At 76.2% G+C, this 21,483-nt stretch carries 16 protein-coding genes; 5 read left to right on the plus strand and 11 right to left on the minus strand.

Features of this window, described 5'->3' with window-relative positions:
• Positions 1-93 precede the first annotated feature (93 nt).
• The gene (locus ACH4SL_RS24365; RefSeq protein ID WP_398449008.1) at positions 94-2,475 is read right to left on the minus strand and encodes a glycoside hydrolase family 44 protein; all 2,382 of its coding nucleotides are present in this window, start codon (positions 2,473-2,475) and stop codon (positions 94-96) included.
• Between the two features lie 271 nt (positions 2,476-2,746).
• On the opposite strand from ACH4SL_RS24365, the gene ACH4SL_RS24370 reads away from it, so the two are divergent.
• On the plus strand, positions 2,747-3,238 hold the full coding sequence (locus ACH4SL_RS24370; RefSeq protein ID WP_398449010.1) for a metallophosphoesterase family protein: 492 nt from the start codon (positions 2,747-2,749) through the stop codon (positions 3,236-3,238).
• Positions 3,239-3,285: 47 nt separating this feature from the next.
• On the opposite strand, the gene ACH4SL_RS24375 is transcribed toward ACH4SL_RS24370, so the two are convergent.
• From ACH4SL_RS24375 to ACH4SL_RS24385, 3 genes are all read right to left on the minus strand, one after another.
• Positions 3,286-3,933 carry an HD domain-containing protein gene (locus tag ACH4SL_RS24375; RefSeq protein ID WP_398449012.1) on the minus strand — a complete coding sequence of 216 codons (648 nt, stop codon included), beginning with the start codon at positions 3,931-3,933 and terminating at the stop codon, positions 3,286-3,288.
• Between the two features lie 302 nt (positions 3,934-4,235).
• On the minus strand, positions 4,236-5,471 hold the full coding sequence (locus ACH4SL_RS24380; RefSeq protein ID WP_398449014.1) for an MFS transporter: 1,236 nt from the start codon (positions 5,469-5,471) through the stop codon (positions 4,236-4,238).
• A 188-nt stretch (positions 5,472-5,659) separates the two neighbouring features.
• The gene (locus ACH4SL_RS24385; RefSeq protein WP_398449016.1) at positions 5,660-6,100 is read right to left on the minus strand and encodes a hypothetical protein; all 441 of its coding nucleotides are present in this window, start codon (positions 6,098-6,100) and stop codon (positions 5,660-5,662) included.
• A gap of 581 nt (positions 6,101-6,681) precedes the next feature.
• On the opposite strand from ACH4SL_RS24385, the gene ACH4SL_RS24390 reads away from it, so the two are divergent.
• Positions 6,682-9,876 carry a tetratricopeptide repeat protein gene (locus tag ACH4SL_RS24390; protein ID WP_398449018.1) on the plus strand — a complete coding sequence of 1,065 codons (3,195 nt, stop codon included), beginning with the start codon at positions 6,682-6,684 and terminating at the stop codon, positions 9,874-9,876.
• Between the two features lie 482 nt (positions 9,877-10,358).
• On the opposite strand, the gene ACH4SL_RS24395 is transcribed toward ACH4SL_RS24390, so the two are convergent.
• Together ACH4SL_RS24395 and ACH4SL_RS24400 are read right to left on the minus strand one after the other, a co-directional pair.
• Positions 10,359-11,000, minus strand: a complete 642-nt coding sequence (locus ACH4SL_RS24395) for a response regulator (RefSeq protein WP_398449020.1) — start codon at positions 10,998-11,000, stop codon at positions 10,359-10,361.
• Positions 10,997-12,160 carry a sensor histidine kinase gene (locus tag ACH4SL_RS24400; protein WP_398449619.1) on the minus strand — a complete coding sequence of 388 codons (1,164 nt, stop codon included), beginning with the start codon at positions 12,158-12,160 and terminating at the stop codon, positions 10,997-10,999. Before ACH4SL_RS24400 ends, ACH4SL_RS24395 begins: the two co-directional genes overlap by 4 nt.
• 302 nt (positions 12,161-12,462) lie before the next feature.
• On the opposite strand from ACH4SL_RS24400, the gene ACH4SL_RS24405 reads away from it, so the two are divergent.
• Complete coding sequence (locus ACH4SL_RS24405) at positions 12,463-13,056, plus strand: heme-binding protein (protein ID WP_398449022.1); 594 nt, start codon at positions 12,463-12,465, stop codon at positions 13,054-13,056.
• Between the two features lie 93 nt (positions 13,057-13,149).
• On the plus strand, positions 13,150-13,746 hold the full coding sequence (locus ACH4SL_RS24410) for an ankyrin repeat domain-containing protein (RefSeq protein ID WP_398449024.1): 597 nt from the start codon (positions 13,150-13,152) through the stop codon (positions 13,744-13,746).
• A gap of 47 nt (positions 13,747-13,793) precedes the next feature.
• Here the strand turns inward: ACH4SL_RS24410 and ACH4SL_RS24415 are convergent, their stop codons facing one another.
• From ACH4SL_RS24415 to ACH4SL_RS24435, 5 genes are all read right to left on the minus strand, one after another.
• Positions 13,794-14,804, minus strand: a complete 1,011-nt coding sequence (locus ACH4SL_RS24415; RefSeq protein ID WP_398449621.1) for a DUF3533 domain-containing protein — start codon at positions 14,802-14,804, stop codon at positions 13,794-13,796.
• A gap of 340 nt (positions 14,805-15,144) precedes the next feature.
• Positions 15,145-15,705, minus strand: a complete 561-nt coding sequence (locus ACH4SL_RS24420) for a nitroreductase family protein (RefSeq protein WP_398449026.1) — start codon at positions 15,703-15,705, stop codon at positions 15,145-15,147.
• A gap of 36 nt (positions 15,706-15,741) precedes the next feature.
• A complete protein-coding gene (locus ACH4SL_RS24425) occupies positions 15,742-16,983 on the minus strand; it encodes a copper resistance D family protein (RefSeq protein WP_398449028.1) in 1,242 nt (413 codons plus the stop codon).
• A gap of 178 nt (positions 16,984-17,161) precedes the next feature.
• Entirely contained in the window at positions 17,162-17,428 is a 267-nt protein-coding gene (locus tag ACH4SL_RS24430) for a metal-sensitive transcriptional regulator (RefSeq protein WP_031515006.1), read from the minus strand.
• A 93-nt stretch (positions 17,429-17,521) separates the two neighbouring features.
• Positions 17,522-18,046 (minus strand): DUF6328 family protein, encoded by a 525-nt coding sequence (locus tag ACH4SL_RS24435; RefSeq protein WP_398449030.1) that lies wholly within the window; start codon positions 18,044-18,046, stop codon positions 17,522-17,524.
• A 402-nt stretch (positions 18,047-18,448) separates the two neighbouring features.
• Between ACH4SL_RS24435 and ACH4SL_RS24440 the strand changes: the two genes are divergently transcribed.
• Complete coding sequence (locus ACH4SL_RS24440; RefSeq protein WP_398449032.1) at positions 18,449-21,457, plus strand: beta-galactosidase; 3,009 nt, start codon at positions 18,449-18,451, stop codon at positions 21,455-21,457.
• The last annotated feature ends 26 nt before the right edge of the window (positions 21,458-21,483 follow it).

Here is a 21,483-nt window from a genome sequence, read left to right on the forward strand (position 1 = left end):
AGGGCCGCCGCAGCCCACCCGGCCGCTCCCGAGGCGGGAGCGGCCGGGGCCGCCGCGTGGGCGGATCGCGTCAGCGGAGGGCCGGACGGGTGCTCAGCGCACGGCGTGCGCGCCGGGTGCGCGGCCGACGGCTGCGGGGACGGTCGCGTTCGCCGGGCCCGCTGCGGTGGCGCACTGCTTGCCGTTGAGGGTGAAGGTCTGCGGCGCCGGGTTGGCGCCGGTGTAGGAGCCGTTGAAGCCGATGGTGGTGGACGCGCCGGTGGCCAGTGCCGCGTTCCAGCCGGCGTCCTTGACGGTGACCGCGGCGCCGGACTGGGTCCAGGTGCCGTTCCAGCCCTGGGTGACCTTCTGGTTGCCGGCGAAGGAGAAGCCGAGCTGCCAGCCGTTGAGCGGGGCGGCCTTGTTGGTGAGGGTGACGCTGCCGCCGAAGCCGCTTCCCCAGTCGGTCGTGACGGAGTAGGCGACGGTGCAGGTGGCGGCCTGGCCCGCGGCGGTGGTGACGGTCAGCGGGGACGAGGGCGGGGAGCTGCGGCCCGCGGTGTCCTCGGCGACGACCCGGAAGGTGTAGGCGGTGGACGGGCTCAGCCCGGTGATCGTCGTCGTGGTGGTCGCCGCGTCGACGGTCGCGACCGCGGGGGTGGTCGCGGGGTCGCCGGAGTAGACCCGGTAGGACGCCACCGGCGCGGAGCCGGCGGTGGCCGGGGCCCAGGTCAGGGTCACCCGGTCGGAGCCGACCGCGGACGCGGCCGGGGTGCCGGGCGCGGACGGCGGGGTGGCGGTGGTGGAGCCGGCCGGGATGACGTATTCGGTGATCGAGTACGCGGGGAAGGTCGCGCTGAAATTCCCGCCGGACAGCGGCTGGTCGGCCGGGTGCTGGATGGCGGTGGGGTCGTCCTGGCCGTAGCGGTAGACCTGCGCGGCGGCGGGCAGCGTGCTGCCGGAGGTCAGCGAGACCGGGGCGGTCAGGTCGCCGGTGGTCTTGTTGATGACGATGACGGTCGTCGCGTGGTCGCTGCTGCGCTCGGCGGCGTAGACCGCCAGCTGGTCCTGGTCGGCGCTGCCGGAGGTGACGGCGGTGTCGCCGAAGGCACCGCCGGCGCCGTCGTAGTTGCGGAACATCCGGAAGGCGTACGCACCGGGGTCGGTGGCCTTCGGCGGCGACCACAGCGTGGCCAGGTCGAGGCCCTCGCGGCCGAAGATCCCGAGGACGTCCGCCTCGGCCAGGGCGCCGTCGACGTGGTCGAGCGCGCCCCAGTTGTACTCGGATATGGCGACCTTCGTGCCGGGGTAGTTCTGGTCGACCAGTGAGCGCATCCGCGGGATGAACTGGATGGGCTGGTTGATCCAGCTCTCGTCGACGTACGAGGGATCCCACAACTGCCGGGTGGAGCGCAGCCGCAGGGCCTGGGTGGCCGCGTCGTCGGTGCTGCCCAGCGCCACACCCGTCTGCTGCGGGTAGATGTGCTCGTCGAAGTAGTCGAGGATGCGGGTGCCGTGGGCCTGCTGGTAGGCCTGCATCTGCTGGAGGTACCAGGTGGCGAAGGGCACCCCGCCGTGCGCCGCCTGGTCGGGCGGGTTGGACCAGCAGCTGCCGCCCTCCCTGTTGCAGACGTCCTGGTCGAGACCGGAGTAGGTGAGGGAGTTGAAGCCCCAGCCGACCGGGCCGAGGGTCTGCGCACCGGGGTCGGCGGCCTTGACGGCGGCCGCGGTGGCGTAGGTGCTGTCGCGCAGCTCGTCGTCGCTCGCCCCGGTGGGGTGGACGTCCCGGTGGGTCTGGTGCCACAGGTCGGGTTCGTTGTCGAGGTCGTAGAAGCGCACCCCGCCCTGCCCGGCCGCGCCGTACGCGCTGTCGAGGTACTGCACCCAGCCCTTGGTGAAGTCGGCGCCGATGGGGACGCTGGTGTCGGCGGGGTCGTTGCCGGTGACCGGTGTGCCGTCGGTCTTGGTGCCGTTGCCGCAGTCGGGGCGCCACTGGGAGTCGCTGCCCTGCTGAGGGCCGTACGCGGCGATGCTGAAGCCGCAGGAGCTGTCGCGTGCCGCGGGGGTCCAGCCGATCATCGGCACGGTCAGCAGGGTGTCGCTGCCGGTGCGCAGGTTCTGGTCGACGAACTGGTCCGCCTCGGAGCCGTCCGGCAGCGCGGCGGGGTCGTTGTCGGAGGCGACGTTCTCGAAGTACCAGTCGGAGCCGGTGTTGTGGGTGTCGAGCTTGTAGTTGTAGCGCGTGGTGGCGTTGCCGCCCCAGCGGTTCACCGGCAGCCGCAGCTCCTTGGCCAGGGCTTCGTCGGCGAAGTTCATGCCGTAGACGTGGGGGTCGATGGGGTGCTGGCCCGTGGTGGTGTCGACGCTGAGCGCGGGGCCCGCTGCCGCGGCCGCTGCGGAACGCGGCGCGGCCGCCGCGCGGGCGGGACCGGCCGGCACGGTGGCGACCACGGTGAGGACCAGCGCCGCGAGGGCGCTCCTGGATGCCGTACGCATTGTCTCCTTCTCCTGGCGTGGGGGGACCGGCGCGCGTGGGATGGTGCGGCCGGGTGAGCAGGGACTGAAGGGACCGGTTTTTCGCGCCAGAGTATATGGGAGCGCTCCCACAGCGGAAAGGCGTCGGGCGGTGGCGGGTGTCCGCCGTTGGGATGGCGGGGGGAGTCCGGGGCGGGCGGCGCCGGGGCCGTACGGCCGCGGGGGGTGAGGATGGGCGGCGCGCCCGACCGGCACGACCCGCTGACCCCGGCCCGCGAAAGGGGGGCGCACGGTGCGCCTCGTACTGACGTCCGACACGCATGTGCCCGCGCGGGCCCGGCAGCTGCCCGCGGAGCTCCTGGCCGCCGTCGACGAGGCCGATGTCGTCCTCCACGCGGGCGACTGGGTGGACGAGGCCACGCTCGACCTGCTGGCCGCCCGGTCACGCCGGCTGGTGGCGGTCCACGGCAACAACGACGGGCCCGGCCTGCGGGCGCGGCTGCCCGAGGTCGCCCGCGCCGACGTGGGCGGCGTCCGGTTCGCCGTGGTGCACGAGACGGGGGCCGCGCGGGGCCGGGAGGAGCGCTGCGCCCGCCGCTTCCCCGACGCCGACGTGCTGGTCTTCGGCCACAGCCACATCCCGTGGGACACCTCAGCGCCCGGCGGCCCGCGCCTGCTCAACCCCGGCTCCCCGACCGACCGGCGGCGCCAGCCGCACCGCACGTTCATGACCGCGGTGGCGGCGGACGGCGAACTGGCGGAGGTCACCCTCCACCGGCTGTGAGCGCCGGGCGTGCCCCTTCCCCGTACCGCTGTCCCGCCGGGGGCGGGTCACTCCGGCCAGGGGTTGTCGCGGATGAGGCGGACGAAGTCCTTGCGGTGGAAGTCGGGGTCGAAGTGGGCCAGGACGTCGTCGTTCATCGTGCCGAAGGTGGTGTCGGGGCGTGCGGACATGCCGTCGTAGAAGGCCTTGAGGATGCGGTTCTTGAAGTCGGGGCAGGGGTGGGCGGTGACGACCTCGGTGCGCTGCCGGTCGGTGATCTCCGCGAGGTCGAGGCCGAGGACGTCGGTCTCGACGCCGAGGGTCACGACGGCGACCTCGGGGGAGAGGTGGAGGGGGACCTCCGGGGTGGTGTGCAGGGCGATGGCCAGCCAGACGTCGCGGGCCTCGCGTTCGGAGCGGCCGTGGTCGAGGAGGAAGCCGCGGGCGGCCTCGGCGCCGTCGAGCTCGAAGCGGCGGTCGGTGGTGGCGTACGACGGGGTCAGGCCGAGGTCGTGGAAGAGGGCGCCCACGTAGGCGAGTTCGGGGTCGACCTCCAGACCGCGGGTGGCGGCCTTGAGCGAGCCGAAGAAGTAGACGCGGCGCGAGTGGTGGAAGAGCGTCTCGTCGGCGGCCTCCCGGACGAGGGCGGTGGCCTCGCGGACCAGCCGGGTGTCGGGGACGGCGATCCCCGCGATCGTTTCCGTCGGCGACGGCATGAGCGCTCCTCGGTCGGGTGCGGAAGGGACTGCTTCCAGCATTCCCGCAGGCCGGCGCGCGGGCACCGCCCGACCCGCCGGGCACCCCACAGATCCGGACCCCGGCCGTACGCCTCGTCAGCGGGCCCCGCCCGTACCGCCGCCGCTCCGCGCCGTGGCGAAACGGGAGCGGTAGCCGCTCGGCGGGACACCCGGACGGGCCACGAAGACCCGGCGCATCGTCTCCGCGCTCCCGAACCCCCGCGGCCCGCGCCGCCTTCGCCGGGAGCCCGGCGCCCGCCGCACCCGGTAGCCTCCCACCCTCACCGGCTCCCGGCCGCCACCGCGGCGCCGGTGTCCGAGGGCGCGTCCTGCGGTACGGGGCGCGGCTCGGGCAGCCGGGTCAGCAGGGCGACGGCCAGCAGCACGGGGAGCAGCGCGGCCAGCGTGCGGGTCAGTCCGCCCAGCTCCGCGGCCCAGCCCACGGCCGCCGGGCCGAGCAGGACACCCGCGTAGGTGAAGGTGGTGAAGCGGGACACCGCGGTCGCCGCGCTCACCCCGCGCGTCCGGCCGACCGCGCTGAAGGTCAGCGGCAGCAGCACCGACATCCCGGCGCCCATCACCGCGAACCCGGCGACGGCGGGCACCGCCCCGGCGGCCAGCACGGCGACGGCGAGCCCCGCGACGGCGACCAGCCCGCCCGCGCGGAAGACCCGCGGGGCGCCGTACCGGGTGGCCAGCCGGTCGCCGATCACGCGGACGGCGGTCTGCCCGCCCGCGTACGCGGTGACGGCGGTCGCGGCGAGGCCGACCGGGACACCGCGGGCGTCGTGCAGGAAGATCGGCCCCCACCCGAGCGCGGCGCCCTCGCAGACCATCAGGGCCGTGCCGGTCAGACCTAGCGCGACGAAGGCCGCGCTCCAGCGCCCCGCACGGGCGGCGTCCCGCCGGGCCGGGGTCCCCGCCCCGCTCACCCGGTCGGCCGCGGCGGGCAGCAGCAGCCGGCCGAGGACGAGCCCGGCGGCCGCCAGCACCGCCGCCGCGCCCACGAAATGCGCGGTGAGCGTCACCCCGGCCCGGGACAGCCCCGCCGTCGCCAGGGAGGCCACGACCGCGCTGACGCTCCACGCGGCGTGGCAGCCGCTCAGGATCCGCCGGCCGGCCCGCCTCTCGACGGCGACGGCGTGCGCGTTCATTGCGGCGTCCGTCGTACCGTGCACGGCGCCGAGCGCGGTGTTCGCCGCGGCGAGCGCGACGAAGCCGCCCGCCAGGCCGACCAGGGCCAGCAGCAGCGGCATGACGACGAGCGACACGCGCAGCACCGGCCGGCTGCCCACCCGGGCGGCCAGCGGCCCGACGAACTGCATGGCCACGATGGCCGCCACCGCGAACAGCAGCCCCAGCGTCCCCACCTGGCCGTTGCTCAGGTGGTGCGCGCTCTTCAGCGAGGGTTGCCGCGCGATAAACGTCGACAAGGTGAGCCCGTTGAGGAGGAAGACCGCCGTCGCCGGCCATCTCCCGCTCCCGGCTGCCCCTGCCCCCTGCTTGCGCCCTGTCATCCCGCGGCCTCCGTCCCACTGCGCCGACGGCCCCGAAGCCCGGGGCTCCACCTTCGACGAACGGGACGGCCGCGTATCGACAGCTTCCGGCGACCGGGCGACGGGCGGTTTTGGGATTTGCCTGCGGCGGCGCGCGGGTGGCGGCCCGCTCCCCTTCCCCCGGGAGCGGGCCGCCGCCTTCCGGGCGGTCAGCTGTACGTCAGGCCGCTGACGGAGCAGTAGCGGACGAACGGGCCGGGGTACACGTACTCGTCCAGGCAGTAGCCGTTCGCGCTGATGGTGGAGGTGCCCGGGGTGATCGTGTAGCGGTTGCCCTCCCACATCGGGGTCTGCGGGTCGGTCTCGCAGAAGCCGGTGTTGATCGCGAGGGCCGTGGCGCTCGCCGGGATCTGGACGGTGAAGTATTTGACGCCGCCGGACGCGTAGCTCGAACCGTCGGGGTAGTACCAGCCGGAGCCGTTGTCGACGCTCAGCCCGTACGGCAGGCCGTAGGAGCAGCTCAGGGCGAGGTTGAGGGTGCGTGTCGTCTCGGCCGAGGCGGACTGCGGCGCGGCGGCCGCGAGCAGCAGGGCGGCGGCGGTCGCCGACCCGAGCGCCACGAGGCGGGCGGCGGTGCTTCGTGTGGTCATGGGTTACGTCCCTGTCCTTCCGGGCGCCTGGGCGCCCTGGCGAGTGGGGGGTGCGGACGTGCGGGAGGCCGCCCGCGGGCTGCCGTCGCGGCGCGGGGCCTCGACCCGGCGCCGCGGACGGTGGGCTGCCCGCGGACGTGCCGCCCCATCGTGGCCGCGCGGGGGCGCGGCGGCCGCGGGTTCCGTGCACGGGCGAAGAGCGGCGGAGACCGGCGTAATCCGCCGCGGGAGCGCGGGGGCGCGGGGGCGCGGGGGCGCGGGGGCGCGGGAGTCCGGGAGTCCGGGAGTCCGGGGCCGGCGGGGCCGACGGGGCTGCCAGGAGGCGCGGGAAGCCTGAGGAGCGGGGACTCCGCGGGAGCTGTGAAGGCGGGGGCTGCGGGTGGCGGGCGCGCTGCTGGGGGCCTGGTGGTTCCGCGGGAGCCGCGAGGGCGGGGGGCGCTCCGGCCGCGCAGCTGGTGGCTCCGCGGGAGCTGTGAAGGCCGGTGTACGGCTCCCGGCGCCGCCGCCACGGCGGTAGGCTGCCGCCCGGCCACGGCGTTCGGGCTCGTGCCCGCGGCGAACGGGACGGGAGAGGACGTGCAGTGAGGCAGCCCCTGCCGGACCCGGCCGGTCCGGTGGCCGAGGCCGCGGCGGCCGTGCGTACGCCGGACGAACTCGCCGCGCTGTTACGGGACCTGCGTCGCCGCCACGCCCGCGGCCGCCACGACAGCCCGCTGACCTACCGCGAACTGGCCGCGCGCACCGGGTGGTCGCAGACGGCGATCGCCGAATACTTCACCGCCCGCACGCTGCCGCCCACCGACCGGCTCGACGGGCTGCTCGAACTGCTCGGCGCCACACCGGCCGAGCAGCGCGCGCTGGCCACCGCCCGGGACCGCGTCGAGGAGACCGCCCGCCGCGCGCGGGGCCGCGGTGGCGGCGGCCCGCCCGCCGCGGACGGACCGGGCCCGGCGCCGCGCCAACTACCGTCCGCGCCGCGCCTGTTCACCGGCCGTGCCCGCGAACTCGCCCTGCTGGACGCGGCTCTCGACGAACACTCCGGCGGCATCTGCGCGATCGGCGGCATGGGCGGCATCGGCAAGACGTGGCTCGCGCTGCACTGGGCGCACACCCGGCGCGACTGCTTCCCGGACGGCGAACTGCACGCCGACTTACGCGGGTTCGACCCCACGGGGCAGCCCGTGGACCCGGCGGCGGCGGTACGCGCCTTCCTCGCCGCGCTGGGCGTGGCACCGGCCTCCGTCCCGGCCGCGCCGGAGGCGCAACTCGCGCTCTACCGCGGCCTCACCGCCGGGCGGCGGATGCTCGTCCTGCTGGACAACGCGCTCGACACCGCGCAGGCCGCCCCGCTGCTGCCGGGCGGCAGCGGCTGCACGGTGCTGGTCACCAGCCGGCGGCGGCTGACCGGGCTGGTCGCCGCGCACGGCGCGCGGCCCGTGGCCCTCGGCGAGCTGCCCGCGGACGACGCGCGCGAGGTGCTGGCCCGCCGCCTGGGCCGCGCCCGGCTGCACGCGGAGCCCCGCGCGGCCGCCGACCTCGTCGCCTGCTGCGCCGGCCTGCCCCTCGCGCTCGGCGTCGCGGCCGCCTGCGCCGCCACCCACCCCGACCTGCCGCTCGCGGCGCTGGCCGGTGACCTGCGCGACGACGCACGCCGGCTGGACGCCCTCGACGGCGGCGAGCCGCGGGCCGACCTGCGGGCCGTACTGTCGTGGTCCGGCCGGGCCCTCTCCCGGGAGGCCGCCCGCGGCTTCGGGCTGCTGGGCACGGCTCCCGGCCCCGACCTCACCCCCGCCGCGGCCGCCCACCTCCTCGACCTGCCACCCCCGGCCGCCCGCGCGCTGCTGCGCGAACTCGACCACGCCCACCTCGTCCAGCGCCACGCCCCCGAGCGGTACCGCATGCACGACCTCCTCCGCCTGCACGCCACCGAACAGGCCCGCACGCACCACCCCCCACCCGAGCGGCGCGCGGCGATCCGCCGCCTGATCGACTTCCACACCGAAGCGGCCTGCGCGGCGGCGCGCTTACTCGCCCCGCACGAGCCCCCGCTCCCTCCGGGACCCCGCCCTGGCGAGGGCGCGCCCGGGGGACCCGCGCTCGGCGGTTGGGCGGCGGGCGAGGGTTCGTCCGGTGGACCGGCGCCCGGCGGTTGGGCGGCGGGCGGGACCGCGCCCGGCGGTTCTGCGCGTGGGGAGGGGGCGTCCGGCGGGTCCGTGCCTGGCGGCTCCGCGTTCACCGGCGCCTCGCCCGGGGAGGGCGCGCCCGGCGGCTCTGCGCTCGGCGGTCGGTCGGCGGGCGGACCCGCGGCGGGCGAGGGTTTGTCCGGTGGACCGGTGTCCGGCGGCCGTGTGCCTGGCGGGATCGCCCCCGGCCGCCCCGCGGGGGCCGTCTCCGATGGCGGGGCTCTTGACTCCCGGACCCTTGACGGCACCTCGCCCGGCGGCGGCCCCGTGTCCGGTGGCTGTGTGCCCGGCGGGACCGCGCCCGATCAGGACCCGTCTGGCGGCTCTGCGCTCGGCGGTCGGTCGGCGGGCGGACCCGCGGCGGGCGAGGGTTTGTCCGGTGGACCGGCGCTCGGCGGTCGTGTGCCTGGCGGGATCGCCCCTGGCCGCCCCGCGGAGGCCGTCCCTGATGACCGGACCTCCGGCCTCCCGGCCGTTGATGGCTCCGCGCTCAGTGGCCCCGCGTCCGGGGGCTGTGTGCCTGGCGGACTCGCGCCGGGTGAGGGTTCGTCCGGTGGACCGGCGCTCGGCGGCCGTCTGCCTGGCGGGACCGTCCCTGATCGCCCCGCGGAGGCCGTCTCCGGCGATCGGACCTCCGGCTTCCCGGACGTTGACGGCCCCGCGTCGGACCACCCCGCGCCCGGCGGTGAGCCCTGCGAGGTTCCGGAGACGCCGCTCGACCGGGTCTCGGCCATGGCCTGGTTCGACGCGGAGCACGCCAACCTGGTGGCCGCACAGCAGGCGGCTCGCACGTACGGGTGGGACGGGCAGGTGTGCCGGCTCGCGTGGGCGCTCGACCCCTACCACCGCAGCCGCGGGTACTACGCGGAGCAGGCGGCGGCGTGGCGGCTCGCCGCGGAGGCGGCGGAAGCGCTCGGCGTGCCCGCCCTGAGCGCGCGGGCCCATCAGATGCTCGGCGACGCGTGCGCCCTGCTCGGGCGGACCGGCGACGCGCTCCGGCACCTGGACCGGGCGCTGGAGCTGACCGGCGGCGCCGATGACGCGGCCGTCCGGGCCGAGATCCACCACAGCCTCGGCGGGGCCTGGGAGCGGCATGGCGACGACCGTCAGGCGCTGGAGCACGCCCTGCGGGCGCTGGCGATCTTCCGGACGCTGGACGACACCTACCGCCAGGCACGGGCCCTCAACGCCGTCGGATGGCTCCGCACCCGGCTCGGCGACCACGCCGAGGCCCGCGCCGACTGCCTCGCCGCCCTCGCGCTGCTGCGCCGGCACCCCGCCGACCGCCGCCAGCTCGGCGAGTCCAGCACGCTCGACAGTCTCGGCTGCATCGCGCACCGGCGCGGGGAGCACGATCTGGCCGTCGCGTACTACGGTGAGGCGCTGGCCATCTGCCGCGCCCAGGGCCACAGCCACCTCGAAGCCGACGTGCTGCGCCACACCGCCGAGGCGCTGCTCGCCCGGCGGCGCACGGACGAGGCCCGCGAGGCCCTGGCACGTGCCCACGAGCTGCTCACGTCCCAGCACCGGCTGGCCGATGCCGAGCGCGTCGGCCGGGAGCTGGCAGACCTCGCCCGGCCCGCGGACGGCTGACGGCCTGCGGCTTGCTGGTGGCGCAGGGCCCCGGCGCCGGGGGGCGTACCTCGTCCGTCCCCGGACGGTGGGGGGCGGCCCGCGCTCCGGTCGTCGCGGCGGCGCTTCACCGACGTCGGAAGCGTTGGTCGGGCGCGGCACGTGGGGGGCCGATGCCGTACTCGTCGGGCCGGACACGCCCCGCCGCCGGGCGCGTAGTTCCCGGGCGGAGAGCGGCTGACGGCCTGCCGGCGGCGCAGGACCCCCCGGCGCCGGGGGCGCGTACCTCGCCTGTCCCGGACAGGTTGCGGGCGGCCCGCGCTCCGGTCGTCGCGGCGGCGCTTCACCGACGCCGGAAGCGTTGGTTGGGCGCGGTACGCGGGGGGCCGATGCCGTACTCGTCGGGCTGGACCCACCCCACCGCCGCGCGCGCCGGCTGCGTTCGGCTCCTCGCGCGGCCCCCGGGGCGCCCCGCCCGGCGGGGAGCAGTGGTCCGCCGGGCCTCACGGCAGGAGGCGCCGCTCCGTAGCCACCGCGACCGCCTCCGCGCGGGTGGCGACGCCGAGTTTGTCGTAGATGCGGCGCAGGTGCGTCTTCACGGTGGTCTCGCCGATGAAGAGGGCGGCGGCGATGTCGCGGTTGGGCAGGCCGCGGGAGAGGTGGGTGAGGATGTCGCGTTCGCGGGGGGTCAGCGACGGGTGGGGGTGGCGCATGTGGGCCATCACGCGGTCCGCGACGGGGGCGGAGAGGGCGGGGCGGCCCTCGGCGGCGGCGCGGAGGGCGGCGAAGAGCTCCTCCGGGCGCTCGGCCTTGAGCAGGTAGCCGGTCGCGCCCGCCTCGATGGCGCGGGTGACGTCGGCGTCGGTGTCGTACGTCGTGAGGACGAGGACGCGCGGGCTGCCGGCCGCAGCGGTGAGCCGGCGGGTGGCGGTGACGCCGTCCATGCCCGGGCCGAGCTGGAGGTCCATCAGCACGACGTCGGGCCGGTGCCTGGCCGCCTGCGCGAGCGCCTCCTCTCCGGTGCCCGCCTCCGCGACGACCTCGATGCCGGGCGCGCTGTCCAGCAGGGCCAGCAGCCCCGCCCGTACCACGGCGTGGTCGTCGCACAGCAGGACCCGGACGGGTGACGGCGGAGTGGTGGTCACCGGGGCTCCTCCAGGGGGATCGCGGCGGTCAGGACGGTGCCCGCGCCTGGCGCGGATTCGACGGTCAGGGTGCCGCCGAGCTGCCGCAGCCGGGCGCGGGCGGCGGGCAGGCCGTGCCCGCGCTCCCCGCCGGGGGCGGCCGGGAGCGCGGCCGGGTCGAAGCCGCGGCCGTCGTCGGCGACGTCCAGCACCACCTGGTCGTCGAGGACGGTGAGGGTCAGTGTGGCGGCTCCGGCGCCCGCGTGCTCGGTCACGTTCGCCAGCGCGCCCTGCGCGATCCGCAGCAGCGCCGACTGCACCCGCTCCGGCGGCGCGGCGCCCGTGTGGTCGTCGATGTGGACGCGCACCGCGAGCCCGCCGCCGCTCTCCCGCTCGGCCAGCTCGCGCAGGGCCGCCGGGAGTCCGCCGCCCGCGGCGAGCCCGGCGGGGGCGAGGTCGCGGACGAAGCGGCGGGCCTCGGCGAGGCTGGTCTCGGCGATCGACGCGGCCGTACGGACATGGCCGCGAGCCTTTCCGGGCTCGGCGTCCCAGACGCGCTCGGCGGCCTGGAGCAGCATCCGCTGGCTGGACAGCCCCTGCGCGAGCGAGTCGTGGATCTCCATCGACAGCCGCTGCCGTTCCGCGAGCGTCCCGGCCCGCCGTTCGGTGGCGGCCAGCTCCCGGCGGGTACGGATCAGGTCGTCGATCAGCGTGCGCTGCCGGGCGTCCTGCCGCTGCATGAGGACGAAGACCGCGGTCGTGAAGGCGACGACCGCGGCCGGGCCGACCAGCAGGTCGAAGTCGAAGCGCGGCGCCAGCGCCAACCGGGCGGCGGTCACCAGCACGGTGAGCAGCGCGACCAGCGCGAAGGCCGCCGCGCCCGGCAGCGTACGCAGCGCCACGTAGACGAGCGGCACCGCGACCCACGCGAAGCTCGGCGCCAGCGTCACCAGCACCGCCCACACCACGACGACCGCTGCCAGCCACAGCAGCCGCGGCACCGGCGGCCAGGGCACCGGTACCCGGGGCAGCGCCCGCAGCAGCCGGCGCCCGCCCGCCGCGTACAGCACGGCGAGCAGCGCGGCCAGCGCGACCACCGGCCACACCCGGGCCTCGCCGCCGTGCCGCTGCACGAACCGCGCCATGGAGGCGGCGAGCAGCACGAAGAAGGTCACGTGCATGACCGCCGCGAGCCGCCGCGCGTCCGCGGCGGCGGGATCGTCGCTCGTGCGCACTGCGCACCGCCTTCCACGCCTCGGGCCGTCGCGCGTCCGGGCTCTCCGAACGGGACGAACACTCCCATGGTGGACGGTCCCGGAGGTGGTCGGGGTCATCCGATCGGACGACCCCGGTGTCCTCCCCGCGGCCCGCCGCAACGGCCCGGGACGACGACGGGGGAGCGGGGCGCACGCGCCCACGATGGATTGCGGAGCGCCGGTCCGGCGGCTCCGCCGAATCCCCCCGACCCCTGGAGCCAAGAGTCATGCAGCAGGTCAAGAAGGTCTCGACGCGTACCCGCGTGCTCACCGCCGGCGCCCTCGCCGCCGTCGTGATCGGGGGCGTCGGCGCCTGGTCCGCGAGCGCGTCCTCGCCGCAGTCCGCGCCCGCCACGGCGCAGAAGGCCACAGCGCAGAAGGCCACGGCGCAGAAGGCGGACGCGCGGCACGGCGCCCTCGTGCAGACCGACCACCTCTCGGTCGCCGCCGCCACGAAGGCCGCGCAGGCGGCCCTGGACGCGGCCGCGAAGGCGCACCAGCACGTCTCCGTCGCGGTCGTCGACCGCGACGGCAACACCCTGGTCACCCTGCGCGGCGACGGCGCGGGACCGCAGTCGTACGAGGCCGCGCAGGAGAAGGCCTTCACCGCCGTGTCGTGGAACGCCCCCACCTCCGAGCTGGCCACCCGCCTCACGCAGGCGCCGACGCTCAAGGACATCCCCGGCACCCTCTTCCTCGCGGGCGGCGCGCCGGTCACCGCCAAGGGCGCCCCGGTCGCGGGCATCGGTGTCGCGGGCGCCCCGTCCGGCACGCAGGACGAGACGTTCGCGCAGGCCGGGGCCGCCGCCCTCGCCCATTGACTGACCACCGCGCCGGGGTCCGGTGGCGTACGGTGCCTCCCGGCGCCCACCGCCACCCCCGGCACACCCGCCCCCGCAAGGAGCAGCCCCCGTATGAACGCCCCCGACAGCGCACTCCTGGACGCCGCGGCGAGCGGTGACACCCGAGCGGTGTGCGCCGCGCTCGACGCGGGCGCCGACGTGGGGGCGCGGGACGCCCACCGGCGCACCCCGCTGCTGCTCGCCGCGCTCGGCGACCACGTCGCGGCCGCCGAGGCACTGGTCGCCGCGGGCGCCGACCCGGACGCGCAGGACGACCGGGACGACAGCCCCTGGCTCGTCACGGGCGTCACCGGCAGCACCGCCATGATGCGTGTGCTGCTCCCGGCCGGGCCGGACCTGACGCTGACCAACCGCTTCGGCGGTGTCTCCCTCATCCCGGCGAGCGAGCGCGGCCACGTGGACTACGTCCGGGCGGTGCTCGCGCAGACGTCGATCGACGTGAACCACGTCAACCGGCTCGGCTGGACGGCGCTGCTGGAGGCCGTCATCCTCGGCGACGGCGGTCCCGCCCACCAGCAGATCGTCGGACTGCTGCTCGACGCGGGCGCCGACCCCGCGATCGCCGACGGCGACGGCGTCACCCCGCTCGCGCACGCCGAGCGGCGCGGCTTCGCGCGGATCGCGGCGCTGATCCGGGCCGCCGGCTGAACTCCCGGCAGGCCCCGGCCCCGGGTCGGTCCGGGGCCGGGGACCTGTCACAGGGCCGGCCGGGCGACGAGTGCCCGCCGGGTGCGCAGGCCGCGGACCGCGGACGAGGCGATCGCGACGAGGGAGCCGCCGACCGCCCAGGCGACGAGCACCCAGATCGCCGTGGCGATGTCGTGGCCGTCGAAGTAGACGGTGTTGCGGACGGCCGTGGTGCCCGCGCCCGGCGGCAGGGCCTGGCCGATCGCGCGCCAGAACGGCGGCAGCAGGGGCCCCGGGTAGACGCCGCCGGAGCTGGGGTTGCCGAGGACGGTGAAGATCAGGATGGTCAGGCCGAGACCGACCGTGCCGGCCAGCGACTGAAGGGCGACACCGGCCGCCGCCGACGCGTAGACGACGAGGGTCCCGATGCCGGCGAGTTCCCAGAAGGCGCCGGGCAGGCAGTTCAGCACGGGGCCCACGATGACCGCGCCCCCGACGCCGGACACGAACGCGTACGGCAGCATCACCAGCAGCCGCACCAGGACGCGGCGCAGGGTGGGGCGCCGGGAACCCGCGGCCATGCTGAGCGCGGAGGACGCGAGGTAGCCGCCGATCGTCCAGCTCAGCACGAGGTAGAAGGACGACAGCCCGCGGAAGTCGCCCGCGGCCGGCGGGCGGATGTCGCGCACGACGACGTCGCGGTGCTGGGCGGTGTTCACGGTCCGTACGACCCTGGTGGCCGCGTCGCTCGCGGAGGAGCCCGCAGCCGAGGCGACCAGGAGGGTGTCGGCCTTCGCGCGCGGGTCGAGGAGGAAGGCCGCGTCCGTACGCCGCTCCAGCAGCCGCTGCCGCGCCTGCGCCTCGCCGCTGACGGCGGTCGCGTGCACGGGCTCGCCGGGCAGCGCGTTCAGCCGCGCGACCGCCGTGCCCAGGGCGGACGGCGGCGCGGCCACCACGACCGGCACCCGGTGCGGCTTGGGCGCGTGGAAGGCGCCCATGTAGGAGAGCGCGAAGCCGAGCTGGAGCAGCAGCACCCCGAGGACGACGAGCGCGGACCGCGGCGTGACCGCGTCCCGCAACTCCCGCACGACCCCACCCAGCCCCCCGACCCCCGCAGCCTCCGGAGTCTCGCCGGGAGCGCCGGACGCGCCCGGTCCGCCTGAGCCCGCGCTTCCGCCCGAGTCCGCGCCTCCGCCGGACCCGCCGCGTCCGCCCTCGCCCGCCGGGCCCCGCGGCTCGTCCGGGTCCGGGCCGGGTCGGTCCGCCTCGTGCGCCACCGTCGCCGCCCTTCCCGCGTACCGCCGCCTCCCGGGCCCACGGCCGGGGTCGTCATATCGTCGGTCCGGTCCAGGGCCGGGCCCCGCGGGCGCGCCCGAGCGGGGGTGCGGCCCAGCCGTTCGGCCCAGCCAGGTCCCGCGGCTACTCCGGCAGCGCCCAGGGCGCCGAGCGCAGGTCGGCGACGGTACGGCGGGCGCGGGCGGCGGCGGGCGGTTCGGCGGGGCGGCCCACCGCGATCATGGTGACGACCTCCCACCCGGGGCCGGGCTGCAGCTCGGCGGTCAGCTTCTCCAGGTCGAAGGCGCGGAACTGGTGCGCCGCCAGGCCCATCGCCTGCGCCTGGAGCGTGAGGTGCGCGACGGACTGCCCCAGGTCGTAGTCCGCGAACTCCGAGTAGAGCAGCCCGCTGTCGCCGACGTAGCGGTGCGCGAGGGTGACGACGAGCAGTCCGGCGTCCACCGCCCAGCGGGCGGAGCTGCGCGCGAGATGCGGCAGGATCCGGGCGTGGTCCGGCTCGCCGGGGCGGGCGGCGACGTAGGCCCACGGCTGCGAGTTGCCCGCCGAGGGCGCCCATCGGGCGGCCTCCAGCAGGAGCGCGACGGCGTCGTCCTCCAGCACACCCGACGGGTCGAACTTCGAGGGGCTGAAGCGGCCGGCGAGCAGCGGGTGGAGGCCGTCGAGCGGCGGGTGATCACGGTTCACGCCGCGTGCAACCCGCCGCCGCGGGGCGGTATTCCGCTACTCGGCGGCGGCGGGCGCCGCAGCCGGGATGGTGGCGGGCCCCCGCGAGCCGGGAGCGCGGCGCGGGGCGAGCCGGCCGGACAGCAGGTAGCCGCCGACCGTCAGGGCGAGCACCACGAGCGTCTCCGCGGTGCCCCACGTCCACGTGGAAAGGCTCACCTCCTTCGCCGGGAGCTTCGGAAGGTCCTTCACGTCCACGGCGGTCGCCGAGTGCTCGGCCACCCCTGCCTGGTAGGCCTGGTTGCGGGCGGAGCCGTGCAGGAAGGGCGCGACGAACAGGACGGTCAGGACCAGGACCGCCTCGGTCGCCACGACGGCCGGGAAGGTGCGCACCAGCAGGACGTGCAGCGGCCGCCGGTCGCCCGCGTCCCGCAGCGCCTCGACGCGCGGGTGCACCACGAACTGGTTGAACGCCCCGAGCAGCAGCAGGGTGCCGAAGATGACGATCTTCACGCCGAGCACCCGCCCGTACATCGTGGACAGCAGCTGGCCCAGGCCGTCCACGTGCTCCCAGTAGAGGAAGAGGCCGGACAGCGCGATGGCGGCCACGCAGCTCGTCGCGGCGGCGGAGAAGCGGCGTATCGCGGGGGAGAAGAAGGCGCCGCGGTCGGCGGGCGCCACGGCGCCCGGCGCGGCGAGGAGCAGCAGGCCCAGCAGTCCGCCGGCCCACACCGCGCCGCCGAGCAGGTGGAGCATCCACATCGCCGTCTCGAAGACGGTACGGGACCAGTCCTGCGGGACGGCGTCGGGGAATTTGGTGGTGCCGAGCGCGACGGCGCCCGCGGCGAGCCCGGCCGCGAGCAGCCACCGGCGGGCCGGACCGGCCGCGTACCTGCGCAGTGCCAGCGGGGCGACGAGCACGGCGCCGGCCAGGACCAGTGTCACTTCGAGGCCGAGCAGGCGGCCGGAGTTGGTGCCGTCGTAGAGGGAGCGCCAGGCGGCGCCGTAGTCGTAGCCGCCGTCGGCGGAAGCGCCGTGGGCCAGGTCGGTGAGCACCGCGGGCACCGCGAGCACGCCGAGGACGGCCGCCGCGCGGGCCAGCCGCGCCGTCACCCCGGCGAGTGTGCGGGAGGAGATCCGGGCGGCGGGGCCCGCGGCCAGCAGCGCGAGGAGGACCAGGCCGACGAACCCCATGAGGGTGGTCCAGGTCGTCCAGCTCACGGCGCTGTCCTCGAACGGGCCGAGCGGGGTGGAGGGGGCTGGCGCGGCCGCGTACGGCAGCGGAGGGGGGAGGGGCATGGCGGGGAACCCTTGGCTCGCGTCGGAAGAAACGGAGCTTAGGTTAGGCTCACCTAACTCGGAGCGGCAACGTGATCCATCCGACCCCCGGGACGTTGAACGCGAGGGCGCCGGGATCCGTACCGGTACGGATCCCGGCGCCCTCGCGCAGGTGGGCGGAGTGCCCGGGGTGCTCGTTTCAGGCGAGGGTCAGGAAGAGCTTCTCCAACTCGGCCTCGGACATGGGCGGCTGGTTCTCGTCCGCCGCGGTCATGCACTGCCGCATGCCACTCGCGATGATCTTGAAGCCCGCCCGGTCCAGTGCGCGCGAGACGGCGGCGAGCTGGGTGACCACGTCCTTGCAGTCCCGCCCCGCCTCGATCATCGCGATGACTCCGGAGAGCTGCCCCTGGGCCCGCCGCAAACGGTTGAGGACCGACTGCACCGCGTCCTCGTCGACCGCCATCCCCATGGCCGCCACTCCTCTCGTCCGGCAACCGTCCAGCGGTCCAGTGTACCCCCGGGGGTATGAATCCCCGGGGCCGCAGAAGGCCGGCGCTCACCCCTGCCGGGCCGCGGCCGTCCGCCGGGCGCGCCGCACCGCCCACAGCGGCACCGCCAGCCAGCACAGCGCGAACCACACCACCAGAGCGCCGGCCAGCCACCCGGCGAGGGCGCCCGGCACCACCAGGCGCAGGACGAGCAGCAGTGAGCAGGTCATCGTGCACAGCAGGAGGAAGAGGCCGAGCACGGTCAGCCGCGAGGCCCAGACCACCGTCTCCGGCTTGAGGTGGTGGCCGGTCAGCAGCCGGTGCATCGCCGCCGGGCCCACCAGCACCCCGGTCGTGGCCGCGCCCAGTACGACCGCGGCCGCGTACAGGTGCCGTTCGGTGCCGGACAGCTCGGCGAAGCGCTGCTGGAAGGCGACGGTGAGCAGGAAGCCGAAGAGGATCTGCACGCCGGTCTGCGCGACCCGCAGCTCCTGGAGCAGGTCCGACCAGCGCCGGTCCGCCCGCTCCTCGGCGGTCTCGTCGCGCCCCGGGGCCGCGGCGTCCGCCGGATCCCCGGGTGGGCGTTCCGTCATCGCGCGTGCTCCTTTCCGCGGGCGGTGCGTCGGGCGCGGTGCCCGCGTGATGAATCTGCCCCGTTCCGCCCGACCCACCGGACCCGCCGCGCCGCTGCTGATCGAAAGTGTCGAATCGTGACCCGCTCGCGCTGCCTCCATGAGTGAACACGTTTGAACACGATGATTGCTTTCCGGCGCCCCGGCCCCCTCCAAGCGCCTCTCGTGCTGTCTCCCACCTGCTGAAATGGCCACTCCTGAAGGAGCATCACGCTTCCGGGTGCCCGGCTCACGGTCTGCGCGCTCCTGGGGGATTGTGTGCGAAAGTCTTGCGCGCCGCTCCGGCTGAAGTTACGTTTCCGCGGCACGCCCCCCGCGCCCCGGCGCGGTCAGCACCGCCCTGTCGCCGAAGGGAATCCCCCTGTGGAACTGTCCCGCCGCACCTTCACCGCTCTGACCGGCAGCACGGCCGCCGCTCTCGCGCTGCCGGTCGCCGCCGCCCACACCGCCGCCGCGGCAGCCCCGGCCACCGCCCCCGCCGGCGTCCTGCCCCGCCCCGCCGCCGACGGCCGGCCGCACACCGTGGGCTTCGACCGCTACTCGCTGCTCGTCGACGGGCAGCGCGTCCCCCTGTGGTCCGGCGAGGTGCACCCCTTCCGGCTGCCCAGCCCCTCCCTCTGGCTCGACGTCCTGCACAAGATGGCCGCCAACGGCTACAACGCCGTGAGCATCTACGCCGCGTGGAATTTCCACTCACCCGCGCCCGGCTCGTACGACTTCACGGGTGTCCGCGACCTCGACCGCTTCCTGGACATGGCCGCGGAAGCGGGCCTGTACGTCATCGCGCGCCCCGGCCCGTACATCAACGCCGAGGTGGACGCGGGCGGTTACCCGGCCTGGCTGACGACGACCCCCGGCCGCGCCCGCACCAGCGACCCCACCTACCTCGCGCACGCCGACGAGTGGCTCACCGCCGTCAACGCCGTGATCGGCCGCCACCTCCACACCAAGGGCCGCGGCACGGTCGTGCTCTACCAGCTGGAGAACGAGTACGCCTCGTACGTCACCAGCGCCACCGGCCAGGACTACATGGCCCACCTCTACGCCAAGGTGCGCGCCGACGGCATCGACGTACCGCTCTTCCACAACGACAAGGGCCGCAACGGCTACTGGGCCCCCGGCGGCTTCGACACCGGCGGCGAGCAGGGCCGCTACCTCTACGCCTTCGACGGCTACCCCTCGCCCAGCGGACTCGCCCCGGACTGGGGCTACTTCGGCACCGGCGGCGCCAAGGGCGGCGCGACCGCGAGCCCCGACACCCCCGGCTTCATGGCCGAGTTCGGCGGCGGCTGGTTCGACCCGTGGGGCGGCGCGGAATTCGGCGGGCTCGGCTACGCGGAATCCCGCAGGACCCGCGACGCCGCCTTCGAGCGGCGCTTCTACCTCACCAACCTCGCCAACGGCATCAAGATCCACAACGTCTACATGACCTTCGGCGGCACCTCCTGGGGCTGGCTCCCCGCCCCCGTCGTCTACACCTCCTACGACTACGGCGCCGCCATCGACGAGGGCCGCAACCAGACCTCCAAGCTGCTGCCGATGCGGCAGATCGGCTCGATGCTCGCCGCCTTCCCCGACCTCGGGCAGCTCGACCGCGCCGACGACGTCACCGCCACCCCCGTCACCGGCGGCGCCCTCCGCGTCTACCACCTGACCAGCCCGGACCGCAGCTCCCACCTGTACTTCCTGCGCAACGACGGCAGCGCCGACGCCACCTGCACCCTGCCCGTGACGACCGCGGCCGGGGAGCTGACCGTGCCCGCCGCGCCCGGCGGGCTGCGCGTCACGGCCAAGGACATGAAGGTCGTCGCCGCCAACCTCTCGCTCGGCCGCCGCGCCCTGCTCTACACCACCGCCCAGCCCATGTGGCGCGCCACCGGCCGCGCCCAGGACCTCGCGCTGCTCACCGGTCGCCCCGGCGATCCCGTCGAGACCGTGCTGCTGTGCCGGACCCGGCCTGCCGTCACCGTCACCGAAGGCACCGCCGAGACCACCTACGACGCCGAGGCCGGCACCCTGCGGGTCAACGCCGTCCTCGACGGGCTCACCCGCGTCCGCGTCGAGGGCGGCGGCAGCGGCACCCCGCTGCTGCTGCTCCTGGCCGACGACACCGCGGCCGCGACCCTGTGGCCGAGCACCACGCCGGCCGGCCCGCTGCTCGTCCGCGGCCCCGCCCTGGTGCGCACCGCCCGCGTCCACGGCGCCGACCTCGACCTGACCGGCGACACCGACGCCCCCGCGCCGCTGGAGGTGTGGGCCCCGGACGGCGTCAAGCACGTCGACTGGAACGGCAGGCGCGCCGGCACCCGCACCACCCGCGACGGCAGCCTCGCCGCCACCGCGCAGCTCCCAGGACCGCGGCCGGTCCGGCTGCCCGCGCTGACCGGCTGGCGCTACGCCGCGGAGAACCCGGAATCCGCGCCCGGCTTCGACGACCGCCGCTGGCGCGTCTGCGACCTCACCGCCTCGCACAGCTCCACCGCGCTGCCCGCGGGCCAGCCCGCCGTGCTCTTCGCCGACGACTACGGCTGCTACTACGGCGACGTCTGGTACCGCGCCCGGGTCGGCGACGCGGCCGACGCCGAGACGCTCTCGCTCACCTACCAGGGCGGCACCCTCGGCCTGCTGATGGCCTGGTGGGACGGCCACCCGCTCGGCACCCACCGGCTGCCCACCCCCGCCAAGGCCCAGGACACCGTCGCGAGCTGGACCGGCACCGCCGACTTCGCGGTGCCCGCCGAGCTGCGCGGCCCGGGCGAGCACACCGTCGCCGTGCTGGTGCGCCCGATGGCCCACGCCGAGGACGGCGGCGCCAACGACGCCTTCAAGGCCGCCCGCGGCCTGCTCGCCGCGACCCTCGACGGCGCCCCGCTGACCTGGCGCATCCAGGGCGCGGCAGGCCTCGACACCGTACGCGGGGTGCTCAACACCGGCGGCCTGTACGGCGAGCGCTCCGGCTGGCACCTGCCCGGCTTCCCCGACGAGCGGTGGACGCGGGTCGCGCTGCCGCACACCGACACCCGCCAGGGCGTCAGCTGGTACCGCACCGACTTCCGCCTCGACGTCGACCCCGGCACGGACGCGTCGATCGGCCTGACCCTGACCGACGACCCGGCCCGCGCCTACCGCGTGCAGATCTTCCTCAACGGCTGGAACCTCGGCCAGTACGCCAACGACGTCGGCCCGCAGCACACCTTCGTGCTGCCGAACGGCGTCCTGCGCACCCGCGGCACCAACAGCCTCGCCCTCGCCGTCCTCGCCGACGGCACCACCCCCGCGGGCCTGCCGCAGCCCGAGCTGACGCTGCTCGGCGCGGTCGCGGGCGGCGTCCCCGTCCAGGACGTCCCCGCCCCCGGCTACCGCGGGCGCTGAACCCCGCGCGGTCCGGCACCCGGCAC

The sequence above is a fragment of the Streptomyces sp. NPDC021020 genome (assembly GCF_044333285.1).
Lineage (GTDB): Bacteria > Actinomycetota > Actinomycetes > Streptomycetales > Streptomycetaceae > Actinacidiphila.